Origin of the sequence: Geobacillus sp. Sah69, from assembly GCF_001414205.1 — a bacterium.
GTDB lineage: Bacteria > Bacillota > Bacilli > Bacillales > Anoxybacillaceae > Geobacillus > Geobacillus stearothermophilus.
Genome location: NZ_LLKS01000004.1, coordinates 1 through 16625, shown reverse-complemented (window position 1 = coordinate 16625; position 16625 = coordinate 1). Strand labels below are relative to the sequence as shown.

General features: G+C 53.3%; 16 protein-coding genes and 1 pseudogene. 12 read left to right on the top strand and 5 right to left on the bottom strand.

All coding sequences use genetic code 11. The features are described from left to right. From AP057_RS00305 to AP057_RS00295, 3 genes and pseudogenes are all read left to right on the top strand, one after another. Window positions 1–235 (top strand): annotated as a pseudogene (locus tag AP057_RS00305) (IS110 family transposase); the annotation flags it as partial. Window positions 236–629: 394 nt separating this feature from the next. Next, window positions 630–1334 (top strand): hypothetical protein, encoded by a 705-nt coding sequence (locus tag AP057_RS00300; protein WP_055357783.1) that lies wholly within the window; start codon window positions 630–632, stop codon window positions 1332–1334. Window positions 1335–1487: 153 nt separating this feature from the next. Beyond that, window positions 1488–3581 carry a GDYXXLXY domain-containing protein gene (locus tag AP057_RS00295; protein ID WP_055357782.1) on the top strand — a complete coding sequence of 698 codons (2094 nt, stop codon included), beginning with the start codon at window positions 1488–1490 and terminating at the stop codon, window positions 3579–3581. A gap of 26 nt (window positions 3582–3607) precedes the next feature. Here AP057_RS00295 and AP057_RS00290 read toward each other — a convergent pair whose 3' ends face one another. Both AP057_RS00290 and AP057_RS00285 read right to left on the bottom strand, forming a co-directional pair. Continuing rightward, window positions 3608–4480 carry a fructosamine kinase family protein gene (locus AP057_RS00290; RefSeq protein WP_055357781.1) on the bottom strand — a complete coding sequence of 291 codons (873 nt, stop codon included), beginning with the start codon at window positions 4478–4480 and terminating at the stop codon, window positions 3608–3610. Then, the gene (locus AP057_RS00285) at window positions 4477–5205 is read right to left on the bottom strand and encodes an NAD-dependent deacylase (RefSeq protein ID WP_055357780.1); all 729 of its coding nucleotides are present in this window, start codon (window positions 5203–5205) and stop codon (window positions 4477–4479) included. The genes AP057_RS00290 and AP057_RS00285 overlap by 4 nt, the downstream gene beginning before the upstream one ends. A gap of 144 nt (window positions 5206–5349) precedes the next feature. Between AP057_RS00285 and AP057_RS00280 the strand changes: the two genes are divergently transcribed. Continuing rightward, window positions 5350–5901, top strand: coding sequence for a DJ-1/PfpI family protein (locus AP057_RS00280; protein WP_033025223.1), 552 nt, complete (start codon window positions 5350–5352; stop codon window positions 5899–5901). A 155-nt stretch (window positions 5902–6056) separates the two neighbouring features. On the opposite strand, the gene AP057_RS00275 is transcribed toward AP057_RS00280, so the two are convergent. Then, window positions 6057–6950 (bottom strand): DMT family transporter, encoded by an 894-nt coding sequence (locus tag AP057_RS00275; protein ID WP_023634139.1) that lies wholly within the window; start codon window positions 6948–6950, stop codon window positions 6057–6059. Between the two features lie 314 nt (window positions 6951–7264). Here AP057_RS00275 and AP057_RS00270 point away from each other — a divergent pair, with 314 nt between their 5' ends. The 6 genes from AP057_RS00270 (at window position 7265) to AP057_RS00245 (ending at window position 13753) form a co-directional block, all read left to right on the top strand. Further along, window positions 7265–8707, top strand: a complete 1443-nt coding sequence (locus tag AP057_RS00270) for an NAD-dependent malic enzyme (protein WP_055357779.1) — start codon at window positions 7265–7267, stop codon at window positions 8705–8707. Window positions 8708–8862: 155 nt separating this feature from the next. After that, complete coding sequence (locus tag AP057_RS00265) at window positions 8863–9918, top strand: RNA-guided endonuclease TnpB family protein (RefSeq protein WP_049625266.1); 1056 nt, start codon at window positions 8863–8865, stop codon at window positions 9916–9918. A gap of 144 nt (window positions 9919–10062) precedes the next feature. Further along, complete coding sequence (locus tag AP057_RS00260) at window positions 10063–10254, top strand: hypothetical protein (protein ID WP_049625267.1); 192 nt, start codon at window positions 10063–10065, stop codon at window positions 10252–10254. Window positions 10255–10717: 463 nt separating this feature from the next. Beyond that, window positions 10718–11461, top strand: a complete 744-nt coding sequence (locus AP057_RS00255) for a CAP domain-containing protein (RefSeq protein WP_055357778.1) — start codon at window positions 10718–10720, stop codon at window positions 11459–11461. A gap of 142 nt (window positions 11462–11603) precedes the next feature. Further along, window positions 11604–12869, top strand: a complete 1266-nt coding sequence (locus AP057_RS00250) for an MFS transporter (protein WP_055357777.1) — start codon at window positions 11604–11606, stop codon at window positions 12867–12869. Window positions 12870–13006: 137 nt separating this feature from the next. Beyond that, window positions 13007–13753, top strand: a complete 747-nt coding sequence (locus tag AP057_RS00245) for a hypothetical protein (protein ID WP_055357776.1) — start codon at window positions 13007–13009, stop codon at window positions 13751–13753. Here AP057_RS00245 and AP057_RS00240 read toward each other — a convergent pair. After that, window positions 13743–14405, bottom strand: a complete 663-nt coding sequence (locus tag AP057_RS00240) for an SIMPL domain-containing protein (protein ID WP_053532519.1) — start codon at window positions 14403–14405, stop codon at window positions 13743–13745. The genes AP057_RS00245 and AP057_RS00240 overlap by 11 nt on opposite strands. A 20-nt stretch (window positions 14406–14425) precedes the next feature. Next, entirely contained in the window at window positions 14426–14554 is a 129-nt protein-coding gene (locus tag AP057_RS18005; protein ID WP_255350121.1) for a hypothetical protein, read from the bottom strand. Between the two features lie 157 nt (window positions 14555–14711). Between AP057_RS18005 and AP057_RS00235 the strand changes: the two genes are divergently transcribed. Further along, on the top strand, window positions 14712–15359 hold the full coding sequence (locus AP057_RS00235) for a 5-bromo-4-chloroindolyl phosphate hydrolysis family protein (RefSeq protein WP_053532517.1): 648 nt from the start codon (window positions 14712–14714) through the stop codon (window positions 15357–15359). Then, window positions 15356–16552, top strand: coding sequence for a toxic anion resistance protein (locus AP057_RS00230; RefSeq protein WP_055357775.1), 1197 nt, complete (start codon window positions 15356–15358; stop codon window positions 16550–16552). Before AP057_RS00235 ends, AP057_RS00230 begins: the two co-directional genes overlap by 4 nt. Window positions 16553–16625 lie beyond the last annotated feature (73 nt).

Below are 16625 nucleotides of genomic sequence, written 5' to 3'. Positions count from 1 at the left end.
GCGCTCGGTGCTGTTTCGGGCGATGATTCCGCTGATTCGGCAYAACGAGGCGTTTCGCGAGCTGCATGAGTATTATACGACCCGATCCGTCAATCCGCTGACCGGAAAGCAGTCCATCGTCGCCTTGTGCCGGAAGCTGTTGAATGTGCTGTTTGCGATTTGTACGAAGAAACAAGCGTTTGACGCGGAGCGAATGAAACAGGACGTCTTGTCCCAGGTGCAACGGGCGGCCTAAGGCCTCCCCCTGCGAACGGAAGAATCGTTGGACAACGAGATGACACCGGAGAAGCTGGCGTGATTTTATCCATTCGACCTTGAGTCCCCAAAGGAGCTTGGCCGGCCTCCGCCTGATGACGAGACCGAACGAGGGAATGTTGGCGCGAAGACGCCCGGAGACATGGGAGGGTTCGTCCTCATCAGCGACGCGGAGATCCAAAGGGTGCATCGAATACGCTTCCCCCACGGCAGGAAAATATAACCATCCGTGGCCGCGAAGCGCACCCTAGGTCTGTAAGATATCCACAAAACTGAAAAAGGATGTAAGAGATTTTGTCGAAAAATATTTTTTGGACACCCCTGAGGGGCCGAAAAGCCTTGATAAATCAACATTTCTAGAGGGAGGTGAAACGATGAGCCAAGCCGAACTCGTGCAAATGATGGCCGAACTGCTTGACCAAAAGCTCAATCCCATCCACGTGCGGCTCGATCGGATCGAAGGAAATGTCCGAGCGCTTCAAGAAGGGCAGGCGCGCTTGGAAGGCGAGGTGCAAGCGCTCAAGGAAGGGCAAGCGCGCCTCGAAGGCGAAGTGCAAGCACTCAAGGAAGGGCAAGCGCGCCTCGAAGGCGAGGTGCAAGCGCTCAAGGAAGGGCAAGCGCGCCTCGAAGGCGAGGTGCAAGTGCTCAAGGAAGGCCAGGCGCGTTTGGAAGATGAAGTGCAGTTGTTACAGGAGGGACAAGCCCGCTTGGACCAACGGCTTCACCGGGTTGAGGAGGATGTGCGCACATTAAAGGTGGATATGAACGCGGTCAAAGGCGATGTGCAAACCCTGAAAGCCGACATGGATGCGGTCAAAGGCGATGTGCAAACATTGAAAGAAGGACAGCAACGGCTTGAAGGGAAAGTTGAACGGGTCGAAGAAAAAGTTGACAACCTCACACTAGAAATGCGGAGCCACTTTCGCTATATCGAGAACATGCTCCATAAGCATCAGGCCGCTCTTGACATGGCTTCGCGGCAGTTCTCTTCGCAACAGTCATCGATCAACTATTTGATCAAAAAAGTGGCAGAGCATGATATGGACATTTTCCACTTAAAAAATGATCTCCAACCATAGTGTCCTGTACTGCAATAAAGAAAACAGTCTAAAGGGTGAGCGGCAACTAGGAAAATACGATGGAATGAGGCGTGTTTTCACTGGTCTTCTAGACAGCTTTTTCAGCATATTTTTATAGAGAGAAAGATCCGAGCCACAAGGGGAGGAAGCGATATGGCGGCCCGCGTCGTGAAAACGGGGTATGCGTTGGCGTTTTTGTGCATGATTGCCGGGATGGTGTATTTTTTTGCCGCCAATTGGCCGGAGATGGAGCGAGAGGTGAAAGTCGGGATCAGCATCGGCTTGATGGCGGCATTTTACATCGCAAGCGCGGCGCTTTGGGGCCGCCGTCGTTTCTTAGGGCGTTGGATGTTGATCAGCGGAGTGTTGTCATTTGGCATTGCGTTGGCGTTGGTCGGTCAAATGTACAACTCGCATGCGGACAGTTATTGGCTGTTTCTTGTCTGGCTTGCGCCAACCGCTTTGTTGGCGCTGTTGACAAAAGAACGGGTGCTTTCCGTGATCGCGATTGGGCTGCTGCAGCTTGCGTGCTGGTTTTATTATTTTCCGTCCGCTTATCGGATTGAGTGGACGGAATGGTCTTCGTTTGGCGTGCTGTCGTTATTCGTGATCGTAAACGGTGCGCTCGTTGTGTTTGCTCGGACACCGCCCATCCGTTGTTTCGCTTACCTAGCCATGCAAGGTTGGCTGCTTGTGATGGACATAACCGGGTTTTCCTATGGGCGCGACGCATGGTGGCCATACGTGTATGCCGTGTTGCTCGCTGTGTTGCTTTATTATTTTCTTGTCATCGCCAAGCAGCGGTTGTATGTGTTGTTGACGAGTTTGTTTGCTGGACTGTTTTTGTTCATTCAATACATTCGCTTGCTCGCTGATCATTATGGAACATGGTTGCTTCTCATTGGGCTCGTGGCGGCTGCTGCCGTGTTGTACGGGGGCGTTGTGCTATTGCGGCGCACGGGGCTGTTTTCAGCAAAGACGAAAGCCGGGAAATGGTTTTTGGCAGCGTTTCAAGCGATTGTCACGCTTGCGGCTTCCGCGTTGGCCATCCAAAGCCTGCTTGGCTTGTATTTTCTTTGGACAGAGTCATGGTCGCCTTATGTGCTCTTTTTCATTTCCATCTTTGGATTTGTCGTTCCCGCCTCATTGGGCCGGCATTGGAATGCGGTCGTTCGTTATACTCTGCTGGCTGTTGGTTATGGGTTCGGGGTGGCGATGGCGGGGGAGGTCTCGCGGCTGGCTCTGTTCCTCTATGCCATTGGGCTTGCGATTGGCATCATCCGGTCATCAGACAGCGGAGTGCGTCGGTTGACGACGGCGGCGCTGACGGTCTATTTCGGGATCGCCTTAAGTTCGGCGATGGATGACGGCCGGACGGTGTTGCTCACCTTGGCTTTGGTCAACGGCGGGTTGTATGCGTATGGCCGCTTTCGCGGAACGCCGTTTCTCACTCCGCTTGTCTTGGCGTTCGGAGCGCTTGGGATCGCGACGAGCGCCGATGTATTTGCGGCTGATGGACTGTACGTGGCGTTGAATATCGTCATGGTCTTGGCGCTTGCCTTCTTTCTTTTCCGCGGTCGGCAACTGGAGCGGAAGACCGCTTGGGTGTACACGGCGCTTTATCTCGTGCTGAAATATTACGAGTTCGCCTGGAATTTGCTTCATAAATCGATCAGCTTGCTGGCGGCAGGCGTGGCGTTGCTTGCATGGACATTGTGGCTCGAGAAACGGAATGGCTTCACATGGGCCAAGGGAGTACGCTGGGGGCGGCGCGTTTCATTGTGGACGCTCATAGTCGTGATCGCTCAATTTTCATTTTTAGGTTATACCGTGTGGCAAAAAGAGCGATTGCTGCGATATGGTGATGTCGTAAAGCTGGAGCTTGAGCCGGTGGATCCGCGTTCCATGCTGCAAGGGGATTATATTCAGCTTCGGTACGATATTTCCACCATTCCGTCGCTTGATGGAAGCGGACGGGTGCAAGTTGGGCTGCGAAAAGGAGCGGATGGGGTGCATCGTTTGGCTGGCGTATATATGGTGAATGGAAACAAAAGGCCGGGATACACGCCGCAGCCTGGGGATGTGATCATCACCGGCACGTTCCACGGCCCGCAAGTCGTGTATGGCATTGAATCGTATTTCATTCCGGAAAAAACGGGGATGACACGGCAAGAGAATGTTCGGTTTGCCTATGTGCGCGTGAGCGAAAGCGGGGATGCGCTGCTCGAAGCGATCCGTGCTGAATAAAGATGGCGCGGGGAAAGCAGGAGAAACTACTCCCCCGCATACCGTTCTAACACGCGGTCGACCGCGTTGCCGTATGTTTCGCCGAATAAATTGAGATGAACGAGCAAGTAAAACAGCTGGTAGAGTGGTTTTCGGTCATGATAATCAGCCGAGAGCGGCATAAGCTCGCGATAGCTGTCGTAAAATCGGGATGGAAAGCCGCCAAACAGCTCGGTAAACGCGATCTCAAACTCATGATGGCCATATAAAACAGACGGATCGATCAAATACGGCACTCCGTCTGGCCCCGGAATCCAGTTGCCGCTCCATAAATCGCCGTGCAACAGCGACGGGAAACAGTCATCCGGAAGCCATTGGTCAAGCCGCTCGAGCAGCCATTCGAGACGTTTGTGCCGCTTGGCGGGCAGGAGGCCTCTCTCCGCCGCCCGCGTCATTTGTGGTCTAAGGCGGGCGGCGCGGTAATAGTCGGGCCAGCGGCCGTACCAGCCGTTGCGCTGCGGCAGCGTCCCGATGTACGTATCGCGGTCAAGGCCAAACGCCGGGCCGCGGCATTGATGGAGGCGGGCAAGGCCGCGGCCGAGCTGTTCGGCCGTCTGCGCCGTTTCCGTTCCTTCGACCCATTCCAAGACGAGCCAGCCCCAGCCGTTCGCTTCCCCGAAGCCAAAGGTATGCGGAACGTTGATGGCGCGTGCTTGCCTGATCAGCTCGAGGCCCATCTGTTCGGCAGCGAAAAATCCACTCGGCGGGAAACGTTGCATTTTGATAAAGTACGTTTGCTTGCCGCTTTGGACGCGATAGGCGTCATTGATGTCGCCGCCTGAGACGCGGCGCCAATGGCGGATGCGGGAGTGATCGCCGATCGATTCGAGCGCCATTTGCAACATCGTTTCTTTGGTCATGGATCCACCTCCGCCAATTGCTCATTGAGCTCGGTCAGCACTTGGCCGATTTTCCGGCCGTGAATGACAGCGTCGGCGAGATCGTCCAAGTCAGTCGGCTCCCAATTGATGATCACGAGTTTAGCCCCACTCCGCTTGGCAACAAGCGGCAGCTGGTTGGCTGGGGATACCTGCAGAGAGGAGCCGAGCACAACGAACAAGTCCGCTTGGCGGGCCGCTTCCCACGCTTGATCGATGGCTTTCTCCGGCAGCGGCTCGCCAAACAGCACGACCGACGGGCGCAAAACTCCGCCGCATTCGCACGTCAACACACCGTGCAAATAGACAAAGCTGGGTTTTGACTCCCCGCACCGCTGACAATGGACGGTGCGGAGCGAGCCATGAAGTTCGATGACGCGTCGGCTTCCCGCTTCTTGGTGAAAGCCATCGACATTTTGCGTCACAATCGTTTGCACGATCCCGCGCCGCTCCCAATCGGCCAATAAGCGGTGTCCGTCATGCGGTTGGCATTGTTGCAAGGTGCGAATGCGATATTGGTAAAACTCGACGAACGATTCACGGCGATGGTACAGCGCATCGATGGTAGCGAGTTCGCTCGGGTTAAAACGCGCCCACAGCCCGGTGCGCGGCGAACGGAAATCGGGCAGCCCGCTTTCGGTTGACATGCCGGCGCCGGTCAGCACGACGGTGTGGCGCGAGGCGGCCAGCCATGAGGTGATGGTCATTCTGTTTCCCTCCTTACTGTCGCAACCATAGCGACTCTCATTTCTGATGCTTCATCTCTTTCCACCAATCATTTTACTTTTCCTTTTCACTCGTTTCCAGTATGATAGAAATGAAAGAAAAAATGGACAAGGAGGCGGGAATCCATGAGCAAAAAAGTGTTGATCATCACCGGCGACGCTGTTGAGGCGCTGGAGGTGTATTATCCGTATTATCGTTTGTTGGAGGAAGGGCATGACGTAACGATTGCCGCGCCGAAGAAAAAGAAACTGCACACCGTTGTCCATGATTTTGCCGACTGGGATACGTATGTGGAAAAACAAGGCTATTTGATCGACGCCCATGCATCGTTCGCCGAGATCGACCCGACGCAATACGATGCGTTAGTCATTCCAGGCGGGCGGGCGCCGGAATACATTCGCCTTGATGAAAACGTGCAGCGCATCGTCCGTCATTTCTTTGAGGCGAATAAGCCGATTGCCGCCATTTGCCACGCCTCGCTCATTTTTGAAACGATGCCGGATTTGCTGAAAGGACGGAGTTTGACAGCGTATATTGCCTGCAAGCCGGGGGTTGAGGCGCTAGGAGCGACGTATGTGTCTGACCATACAGTCCACGTTGACGGCAACCTCGTCTCCGCCCATGCGTGGCCGGATTTGCCGGCGTTTATGCGTGAGTTCCTTCGATTGCTCCAATAGCCAAAAAGCGGTCTCCCTTTGGGTGAGGGGAGACCGCTTGTGCATGCAACAGGGTTTTGGGTGCGACGGGCGGCGCTGTTTTTCATGGCTAAAGGTTCCCGCTTGTGATGGCGGGTTTTATTTTTGATGATGCTGTCCGCCAAACGGTCCGGCCGTCATCCTGCGATATCCACTTGTTCCGTCTTCACTTTCGGCGCTTTTGTCGCCAAATAGACGCCGAACAAGACGATTGCGCCGCCGGCCAGCTGCAGGACGGATAGAGCACCGCCAAGCAAAAACGTGATCACAGCGGTAAATACGGCAATTAAGTTTAAATATACACCGGCATGGCTCGGACCGACTTTTTGCACTGAGATGTTCCAAAATAAGAAGGAAAGAATGGACGGAAACAAGCAAATATAGACCAATCCGGCGAGCCCAGCTGCACTTATGTGATCAGCTGGAAACGGATAAAAGAATGCGAACGGCCACAGCAGCAGCAAGCTGAAAAAAACGGAGCACGTTGTCGCTGTAATCGGCGGGACGGGTAGTTTTTTGCCGATGATCGAATAAAGCGCCCAGACGACGCCGGCGGCGAGCATCATCAAATCGCCGCGGTTGTAGTTCATTCGGAAGACGTGTGCTATATGCCCATCCGTTAAAATAAACAATACACCGGCCAGCGACAACAAAAAGCCGGCAATATTGGTTTTTGACAGCCGCTCCCGCAGCAGCGCATACGACAACACGACGATGATCGCCGGATTGAGCGAATTGACAATCGCTGCGTTCATCGGCGATGTATAGGCGAGCGCGCCGTATAAAAGCAAATTATAGCCGATGACGCCAAGAATTCCGGCTGCAGCGAGCGGCAGCCAATATTGTTTGATGATGTCCTGGTAGCGCGGCCGCTCAAGCCAGTACGATACGGGCGCCAACACGATAAAAGCGGCGCACCAACGGATCAACGTCAGCCAAAATGGGCCCGTTTCCGCAATGATGGACTTCCCGATGACGTAATTGCCGGCCCAAAACAAGTTGGCCAGCACGAGAAACAGCTTTTCTCTCATTCTTTTTCGCTCCTGTCTAGCTTTTCCTTTCTTTTACGTTTACTTCATTGCTGCTCTGATTTCCTTCTTGCATGTTGTTTTTCTGCCGTCAGCCACCCCTGTTGCTGTTTTGCCAACAGCGGAACATGAACGGTGGGAAGAAGGCTGCGCTGGCTCAGGACGCATGCTGTTTCACGTTCGGCGGAAAGATGCATGCGTTTGCCGAAAGGGGGTGTACAATAAGGGTTGTCTTTTTCCGGTTCATAGGATAACATTTGTACCGTAAAATGATTTACTGATTTAAACAAAAATGGAGAAAAGGAAGGACGATTGTTATGGCATTACTAGGCGGGGCAGCGATGAACATTACGATTCGTCTCCAGTTCGAAAAAGATATCGTCTCGTTCAGCGATATCGCCGCCGCAATCGGCAAAACGGGCGGGGACATTGTCGGAATTGACGTCATTTCATCAAGCAAAGTTCACACGGTGCGCGACATCACCGTCAGCGCCCTCGACACGAAGCAGTGCGATTTGATCATTGAGGCGCTGAAAAAAATTCGCGGCGTCAAAATCATCAACGTTTCCGACCGCACGTTTTTGATGCACATCGGGGGGAAAATTGAAACAAATTCAAAAATCCCAGTGAAAACGCGCGACGACTTGTCGCGGGTGTACACGCCGGGCGTGGCGCGCGTCTGCACGGCCATCGCTGAGGATCCGCGCAAGGCGTATTCGCTGACGATTAAACGGAATACGGTCGCCGTTGTCTCGGATGGCACGGCGGTGCTCGGGCTTGGCGACATCGGCCCGTATGCGGCGATGCCGGTCATGGAAGGGAAAGCGATGCTGTTTAAGGAATTTGCCGGAGTGGACGCGTTCCCGATTTGTTTGGATACGAAAGACACGGAAGAAATCATTCAAATTGTGAAAGCGATTGCCCCGGCGTTTGGCGGCATTAATCTCGAAGACATTTCCGCTCCGCGCTGCTTTGAGATTGAAAAGCGGTTGAAGGAAGAGCTTGACATCCCGGTGTTCCATGACGACCAACACGGCACGGCGGTCGTGCTCTTGGCCGGGCTGCTCAACGCGCTGAAAATCGTCGACAAAAAGCTCGAGGACATTAAAGTGGTTCTCACCGGCATTGGCGCCGCTGGCATCGCCTGCACGAAAATTTTGCTTGCGGCCGGCGTGCGCAACATTATCGGGGTCGACCGCCATGGCGCCATCCATCGCGATGAAACGTATGAAAATCCGTATTGGCAAGAATATGCGCAACTCACGAACCCGGATAATCTGAAAGGAAGCTTGTCCGATGTCATCGCCGGCGCAGATGTGTTTATTGGCGTCTCAGCTCCCGGCATTTTAAAAGTGGAAGATGTGAAAAAAATGGCGCGCGATCCGATCGTGTTTGCGATGGCCAACCCGATTCCGGAAATTGATCCGGAGCTGGCCGAACCGTACGTGCGCGTCATGGCGACCGGGCGTTCCGACTATCCGAACCAAATCAACAACGTCCTTTGCTTCCCGGGCATTTTCCGCGGGGCGCTCGACTGCCGGGCGAGAGAAATTAACGAGGAAATGAAGCTCGCTGCCGCGAAGGCGATTGCCTCTGTCGTGACGGAGGATGAATTGAACGAAACATACATCATCCCGAGCGTCTTCAACAGCAAAGTCGTCGAACGCGTCAGACAAGCGGTCGTCGAAGCGGCTTACCGCACTGGGGTGGCGCGGAAGGATCATATTCCTTTAGGTGGATATACAGGGGAGCAAAAATAGAATAAGTGCGTAATTACAGAAAAAGCCGTCTGAAGGCCCACGGTTTTAATTGTAGGATGAAAGGCGACGTTGCTCGGCAATCCCTTAAGAGGATGGCTTCGAGCCACCATGTTTCTCTTTAGGTGTGGAATCTCAAAAGAAAAGGGGGTGAAGCCATGCCCACGATCACACTCAGGCTGGAGCTGCACAACCCAACGAAAGTCAAACAAGACATGTATGAACGGATGACAGAAGTGAATACCGCGTTTGCCAATTGGCTGTTGAATCATCCCGAGCTGAATCAAGCGACGAGCAAAATTTTTAAAGACTTTTCGTCGCAGCGGTTTCCTTCCGCCGTCGTCAATCAGACGATTCGGGAAGTGAAGTCTCAAAAGAAAAACCAGAAAACAAAGAAGTTCCGAACATTATGGTGTTGCTTTAACAACCAAAACGTAAAGGTGGAAAAGAAAGGAGAGTTCTACACGGTTTCATTCCCCACACTGGAGAAACGAATTGGCGTGCCGGTCGTCGTGCGTTCCTATCAAGAAACGTGGCTGAATCGGCTGCTCGATGGAACCGCCAAACAAGGGGCAGCCAAGCTCTACAAAAAGAGAAAGAAATGGTACTTGGCGATTGCCATCACCTTTGAAGTGGAGCCGCGGCACGAAACAAAGGTGATGGGCGTTGACTTGGGGCTTCGCTATATCGCCGTTGCCAGCGTAGGAACGAAATCGTTGTTTTTCAAAGGGAACCAATGCGCTTTCATTCGCCGACGATACGCGGCTTTGCGGCGAACGTTGGGCAAAGCCAAAAAGCTCCATATGATTCGCAAAATCGGTGATAAAGAATCTCGTTGGATGAAAGATATGAACCATAAAATCAGCCGTCAAATCGTCAACTTTGCCCTCGCCAACGGTGTTGGCGTGATTCGGATGGAAGAGTTGACAGGGATTCGGAAACGAGCCGCTTCGGCAAAAGAAGCAGGACGAAATCTTCATTCGTGGGCGTTCCATCAACTGCAAACGATGATTGCCTATAAAGCCGAAAAGGCAGGCATTCGGGTCGAGTGGGTGAATCCGACCTATACAAGCCAAACGTGCAAGTGTGGTCATCGAGAGAAAGCGAACCGAAACGGCATCCGCTTCCGATGCCAAAAATGCGGATACACCCTCCACGCTGACTTGAATGGTGCCATCAACATCGCCAAAGCGATTTCGGGTTTGAGCACCTAGCGCACTGGTCACAGGTGCGCCGCCCATTGGGGTACACGCTAACCTGATGGGATGGGCTGATGACACAGCCCCGAACTTGGGCGTTGTCCGAACCAGAAATGGATGAGGACGCCAACGACCCAAGAATCCCATGGCTTTAGCCGTGTGGAGTGTCAAAATCCGGCGCCAAAGGCGACGACGGCGGTATTTCAATGGAACAAGCCGCTCTTGGGCGTCTTTCGCACGAATCTCAATGAGGAGCTGCTTGACTCGCTCGTGGCGGACGAATGCGGAACGTTTGCGGTCGAGGTGAAGCCGAATGAAGTGCAAACCGTGCTTGTCGTTGATAAACAATAAGATGGTCATCAAAGCTGGGGCTTGCCGCCCCGGCTTTTCTGTTTGTAACAATAGGACAAGCTGTCCGTCTGTTTTGTAACAATACTGTAACAATTGTTAAATGAAACAGCGTGTTCGAGGGGTTGTCAACTCCCTTTTTGCAAGAAAAATATAGAATGATCGGCTGATAGAAGAAAAAAAGGAATGGAAGTGTGTGAAAGGATGACATCGCCAGCCGTTGCAGCCGGCGGCTTAGGCGTTTATTTGGCAATGAAAACAAGCCTGTTTTTTGCCCATTTTTTCCAACAGTCCTTTTTCCCCAATTTAAACCAAAAATATTACAAAAAACCCGTGTTATAATGGGGGTGCAGGCAAGAGAACAGCTGGAACTGTTCCTAAACAGAACTTAAGTGGATGGCGTGACGATGAATAGAGAAAGTCTTTGAAACTTTGAAAATAGAAACGTTAAGAAGGAGGAATTCCGATGAAGAAAAAAATGTTAGCCACGATCGCCGCTTCGGTCGCACTTGTCGGCGCTTCGTTTGCGGCAACGACGAAAACGGAAGCGGCAGGGGTGACGTGTCCGACAGCGAACGTGTATCAAGTAAAATATACAAGCACTAACATTCAAGATTTCGAGAAATGGTTGAAACAATACTTCCCGTTTGTGTCGTTCCAACCGGCGAAACCGGCCGTGCAGCAACCGGCAGTGAAACAGCCGGCCGCAGCGAAACCGCAAGCTCCGGCAACGGTCAAACAGCCGGCGGCTGCAAAACCGGCAGCCAATACGCAAGCGCCAGCGAAAAAACCGGCAACAGCGCCAACAACAACGACACAAAAAACAACCGGCTTGAACGCTTATGAGCAACAAGTCGTAGAACTGACGAACAAAGAACGGGCAAAATACGGTTTGCCGCCGCTTCAAGTCGACTTAGCTCTCAGCAAAGTCGCCCGCGAAAAATCGCGCGATATGGCGGTCCACAACTACTTCTCGCACAACAGCCCGACGTACGGCTCCCCGTTTGAGATGATGAAAAAATTCGGCATTTCGTACACAGCCGCCGGGGAAAACATCGCCAAAGGCCAACGCACCCCGCAAGAAGTCGTCAATGCGTGGATGAACAGTGAAGGCCACCGGGCGAACATTTTGAACAAAAACTTTACGCATATCGGCGTTGGTTTTGAAGAAAACGGCTATATTTGGACGCAACAATTTATCCGCAAGTAAGGCGGATGGTTGACGGTGATCCTGCCCATCATGCAGATGGGCAGGGTTTTTTTGTACAAAAATATTTCGCTAACAACTTGGGAAACTATGCTATAATGGTCAACAGGCTGTAAAAAATGAGAAGATCGCGGGGGAGACACCAATGCGAATACGCGATTGGGATCACAACTTAAAAGCCCGCCTGTATGGCGAGGCGCTGATGAATACGACTTTTTGGATGTTTTTTCCGTTTATGGCCATCTATTTTGCAGACTCGTTTGGCAAAGAAACAGCCAGTATGTTATTGATTGTGTCGCAATTGTTTTCCGTGGTCGCCAATTTGATGGGTGGCTATTGCGCCGATGTGTTCGGGCGCAAGCGAATGATGGTGTTATCCGCTTACGGGCAGGGGGCGGCGTTTTTCGTCTTTGCCTTGGCCAGTTCCCCATGGTGGTCGTCGCCACTTGTCGGTTTTCTTTGTTTTACGTTTGCCGGCATTTGCGTCGCCTTTTATTGGCCGGCGAGCCAGGCGATGGTTGCTGACATCGTGCCAGAAAAAGACCGGAGCTACGTGTTCTCGGTGTTTTATACGTCGGTGAATATTTCGGTCGTGATTGGCCCGACGGTCGGCGGGCTGTTTTATGCTGATCACCTGTTTTGGCTGCTGCTTTTGGCGGCGTGCTCCTGTTTAACGATGGCGGCTGTGTTGGCCAGACGGCTGCGCGAAACAGCCCCGCATTCGGTGGGAGGGCGGCGAACCGTGCCGTGGCTGCGGTTTTGGCGGGAACAAATAGGGCAGTATGCCGTCATTGTCCGCGACCGCACCTTTTTCTTGTTTATTATAGCCGGGGTGCTTGTCGCACAGACGTCTATGCAGCTTGATTTGTTGCTTCCGGTCTATATGAAAGAGACGCTTCATAAAGAAACGTTATGGGCTGGCTCGACGGTGGACGGCGCCAATGCTTTTGGCCTGCTCATTGCGGAAAACGGGCTGCTTGTGGCGCTGTGCACGGTCATGGTGACGCGGCAGATGGCGCGTTTTTCGGAGCGGTGGGCGTTTATCGGCTCGGCTGTTTTATATGGCATCACAATGTGGCTGTTTAGCCAAACATCGTCGTTTTTCGGATTTGCGGCGGTCATGGTGCTGTTCACCTTGGCCGAGCTGATGACGGCCGGTCTGCAGCAGTCATTTGTATCCAGGCTGGCACCTGAAGACATGCGCGGCCAATATTTTGCCGCCGCTAGCCTCCGCTTTACGATCGGGCGGATGGTGGCGCCGATGTCGCTTGCAGCCGCGACGTGGGTCGGCTATACATGGACGTTTGTTGGCCTTGGAATGCTGGCGCTCGCCAGCGCGGCGCTCTATGCATGGATGTTTCACCAGGCCAGGCAGCAAACAGAGCGGCCGGACATTTCCCTTTCCCAATGACGGGGGCTATGCAAATGGCTACCCGTTTTTTTGTGTTCCCCGGTATAATAAAAAGCGTGTCGTTGTTCGTGTAACATATATTCCCTGTCTCTGACATAAAGTGGAACTAGACAGAGAGAAGGAGAGGGGAAGCCATCATGAAACTGCAACGGTGGGAAACGAACATAAACGGGGGGGAAGCGGACAACCGCGGCGGACAAGACGGCGCGGCGGCGTTAGCGCGTTATGAGAAACGGCAGCAAAAGCGCCTATTGTCCTGGGAAAAGAGAAAAAAACAATACCGTTTCATCGGCTGGCTTCTTTTGGCGGTCGCTGTCGCATGGGGGGCGGGCACGCTCGTTTGGAGCGGGTACGGAACATTAAGGACGGCAGCGAGCCGAGAGTTGGCCATCACGCGGTTGAAAGAAGCGATCGAAGACCGCGATGCGGCTGCCTTGCAAACGATGCTGAGAACGACCGATGAAACGGTGCCCATTAATGAGAAAACGCTCGCGCCGTTATTCGCCTATTTTGAACGGCATCCTGAGGCGTACGAAGCGCTCGATCAGGAGTTCGACCGCCAGCGTGAGGGGGGGCACGTGTATATTAAAGGATTGACGTCCCGCCCGCCGGTGTTTACGATTCATGTGTTTGAGGATCGGTATGTGTTTGAGCCAGCCCTCTATTTTCTCCATGTCCGCGTCGATGATCCGGAGGCGTCGCTTGTCGTCAATGGGGTGAAAGCGGAAGAGGAGGCGACGAAAGACCCATTTGTCAAAAAAATCGGCCCGTATTTGCCGGGCGCGTACACTGTAACCATTGTCCATTCGAATGGGAAAAAGAAAACCATCCGCGTTGAGCTGTTTGGCGGCGCCCGCGTCCATGAGGTCGATATCACGAAATGAACGAATAAGCAAATACCGCTTCCACGACGGCGGTAATGACAACATCTTGCGTCTGTACAGGCGGCGCTGATGAGGAAATGCTGAGAACAGCCGGATTGTATGGCGCCGGCCGAGGCGATGACTGTTCTTTCAGTTCAATCGGCGTGTCATAAAGAGGCAAGCTGAGAGCGCGGGCGATGGCCAGCGCTTTTTCTTTGGCGTGTTTCACGGCCAATGCCAACGCTTGCTGGTAATAGGCTTGTTCGTTTGCTAGACGGAATTCCAAGCCGCGGGCGAGGTTTGCTCCACGGGCAACGGCCGCCTCGTAAATGGCGCCGGCTTTTTTAGGATCGCGGACGGTGATTTCCAGCCAATGTTCGACTTCATAGCCAGATAAAGCGGTTGTTCCGTTATGATGTTCGTATGTTGGCCGGATGGAAAACGATGTCGTTTCAATGTCTTCTATTGGAATGTCAAGCGCCTTTAATGCTTCGGTGACGGCATTGGTGCGTTTGGCATTGTCAGTCAGGGCTTCTTGGATGTTGTGATGTTCTGTATGAACGCCGATTGCGATGAGGACGGTATCCGGTTTGGCGATGACGGTTCCTTGGCCAGTGATGGTCAATGTGGGGCGAGAAGCGGCAGGGGGAGCGGGACGATGCCATGACTGCATTTCATTCCCTCCTTCCACCATTAGGCAGCTTTTTGATCCTCGTCCGCCGCTTGCCAATAGTAGACGCGCGGCAGGCCGACATAGCACCAATATTCCTTCAACAGCGAGATCACGACAAAGGAGGCAAATTGCCAGTCGATCGAATTCATCCCCATTTCTCCTTTCGATGGTTTCACTATAGCTTATTCAAAGCGGCCATTGTCCTATGCGCGCCGTCCAGTTGGTGATGAAACTTCTTTGGGCGCTTGTACGTATCATGGCGTGGACATGTTATAATGGAAGAAAAGATGAAGAAAGGGATGGACAATGAAGCAACTGCTTCGCACGATATGGCGTTGGTTCGTTTCATGGAACATTGGGATCATCGTTGCAGTTACGGTATTTATTGCCGCCGATTTTCACGTCCTGCCCTCGCTTTTATCAGGAATGGGAGCGATGTGGGGGGTGTCCGCTGTGATGAAAAGGCGGCATCGCCGTTTGGCAGCTGACGTACCGACCGAGGAGCAGGCATACGTTCGCAGCCAGCTTGGCGAGGCGCGCGCGTTATGGAAGCGGCTGCGCCGGGCCCGCTATCGGCTTCGTTCGGTGGCGATGTGGCAAACCGTTTCCCGATTGAGTGCCATCGTCGATCGGATCATTCGCGCGGTCGAGCAGCAGCCGCACCAGCTTCGCCTCGCCCAGCCGTTTTTCTTAAATGAGTGGCCGACGGCGGTGGAAATGGTGGAAAAATACGTATACTTGTCGCAGCAACCGGTGCAAAATGCGGAAATGGCCGCGGCGCTGCAACAAACGGAGCGGTTGCTTGGCGAGCTGACCGAAGCGGCGGAGCGGCAGCTGCTCGAAGTGTTATCAAACGACGTTTGGTCGCTGCACACCGGAGCAAAAATGCTTGAGCAGTCGTTGCATCAATCATCGGCCCGGCTTCATTTGCCGTTGTCAAAGAAAGGAGAATGACGGTGGACGAACGGAATCATAAGATGGAGTCACTCGAACAGCTTCATGAACGGAAACGGACAAGCATACTTGACGATCTGCTGGCCCAGCCGTTTTCCCCGCCGGCCGCCCCCCAGCTTGAAGAAGGGGAAACGACGGCTAACGCACTCGATGCGCTCAAACCGGAGCATCGGGAAAAAGCATTGGCGCTGGCCCGACAAATCGATCCGGCCAACCACCAGGCCATTTTGCAATACGGGGTGGCGGCGCAAGCTGAGCTGTCCAAGTTTTCCCATGCGATTTTGCATCATGTGCAGACGAAAGACGCCGGTCCGGTCGGTGAAGTGATCAGCGAGCTGATGGCGAAAATTAAGGAAGTCAATCCCGATGATTTAATGACGGCGAAAAAAGGGTTTTTGTCCCGCTTGTTTGGCACAGTGGCCAAGCCGCTGCAAGGGATGGTGGCGAAATATCAAAAAATCGGCGTTGAAATCGACAAAATCGCCGACCAGCTGGAAAAACACCGGCATTTGTTGTTTCGCGACATCATGATGCTCGAGACGCTTTACGAGAAAAATAAAGAGTATTTTGAGGCGCTCAATATTTATATTGCGGCCGCGGAATACAAGCTGGAGGAGCTGCGGACGAAAACGATCCCGGAAAAGCAAGCGGCCGCCGAGCGCTCCGGCGACCAAATGGCTTGGCAAGAGGTGCAAGATTTGCGCCAGTTTGCCGACCGGCTGGAAAAGCGGGTGCACGACTTAAAGCTCAGCCGGCAAGTGACGATCCAGACCGCGCCGCAAATCCGCATGATTCAGCATATGAACGAGACGCTCGTCGAGCGCATCCAGTCATCGATTTTAAACGCGATTCCGCTTTGGAAAAACCAAGTCGTCATCGCGTTGACGCTGTTTCGACAACAAAAAGCGGCGGAGGCGCAAAAACAAGTTGCTGAAACGACGAATGAGCTGCTGTTGCGCAACTCCGAGCTGTTAAAAACGAACAGCATCGCAATCGCCAAGGAAAATGAGCGCGGCTTGGTCGACATCGAAACGCTGAAGCGGACGCAAGAAAACTTGATCGCCACGCTTGAGGAGACGTTGAAAATTCAAGCGGAAGGTCGTTTGAAACGGCAGCAGGCCGAACGCGAACTGGCGGCCATGGAAGCGGAACTGAAACAGACGCTTCTGTCTTTGAAGCGGCCGGAGCGTTAGGGGATCGCTTGCCCGCGGCTCGGCGCATAGAAAAGGGTGCCTGCCACGAAATGGGCACCCTTTTCGTMTGCGC

What these genes read in the sequence shown, in the direction of transcription:
- AP057_RS00300 (WP_055357783.1), top strand. Translation starts at nt 630, where the DNA reads ATGAGCCAAGCCGAACTCGTGCAAATGATGGCCGAACTGCTTGACCAA.
- AP057_RS00295 (WP_055357782.1), top strand. Translation starts at nt 1,488, where the DNA reads ATGGCGGCCCGCGTCGTGAAAACGGGGTATGCGTTGGCGTTTTTGTGC.
- AP057_RS00290 (WP_055357781.1), bottom strand. Translation starts at nt 4,480, where the DNA reads ATGACCAAAGAAACGATGTTGCAAATGGCGCTCGAATCGATCGGCGAT.
- AP057_RS00285 (WP_055357780.1), bottom strand. Translation starts at nt 5,205, where the DNA reads ATGACCATCACCTCATGGCTGGCCGCCTCGCGCCACACCGTCGTGCTG.
- AP057_RS00280 (WP_033025223.1), top strand. Translation starts at nt 5,350, where the DNA reads ATGAGCAAAAAAGTGTTGATCATCACCGGCGACGCTGTTGAGGCGCTG.
- AP057_RS00275 (WP_023634139.1), bottom strand. Translation starts at nt 6,950, where the DNA reads ATGAGAGAAAAGCTGTTTCTCGTGCTGGCCAACTTGTTTTGGGCCGGC.
- AP057_RS00270 (WP_055357779.1), top strand. Translation starts at nt 7,265, where the DNA reads ATGGCATTACTAGGCGGGGCAGCGATGAACATTACGATTCGTCTCCAG.
- AP057_RS00265 (WP_049625266.1), top strand. Translation starts at nt 8,863, where the DNA reads ATGCCCACGATCACACTCAGGCTGGAGCTGCACAACCCAACGAAAGTC.
- AP057_RS00255 (WP_055357778.1), top strand. Translation starts at nt 10,718, where the DNA reads ATGAAGAAAAAAATGTTAGCCACGATCGCCGCTTCGGTCGCACTTGTC.
- AP057_RS00250 (WP_055357777.1), top strand. Translation starts at nt 11,604, where the DNA reads ATGCGAATACGCGATTGGGATCACAACTTAAAAGCCCGCCTGTATGGC.
- AP057_RS00245 (WP_055357776.1), top strand. Translation starts at nt 13,007, where the DNA reads ATGAAACTGCAACGGTGGGAAACGAACATAAACGGGGGGGAAGCGGAC.
- AP057_RS00240 (WP_053532519.1), bottom strand. Translation starts at nt 14,405, where the DNA reads ATGCAGTCATGGCATCGTCCCGCTCCCCCTGCCGCTTCTCGCCCCACA.
- AP057_RS18005 (WP_255350121.1), bottom strand. Translation starts at nt 14,554, where the DNA reads ATGAATTCGATCGACTGGCAATTTGCCTCCTTTGTCGTGATCTCGCTG.
- AP057_RS00235 (WP_053532517.1), top strand. Translation starts at nt 14,712, where the DNA reads ATGAAGCAACTGCTTCGCACGATATGGCGTTGGTTCGTTTCATGGAAC.
- AP057_RS00230 (WP_055357775.1), top strand. Translation starts at nt 15,356, where the DNA reads ATGACGGTGGACGAACGGAATCATAAGATGGAGTCACTCGAACAGCTT.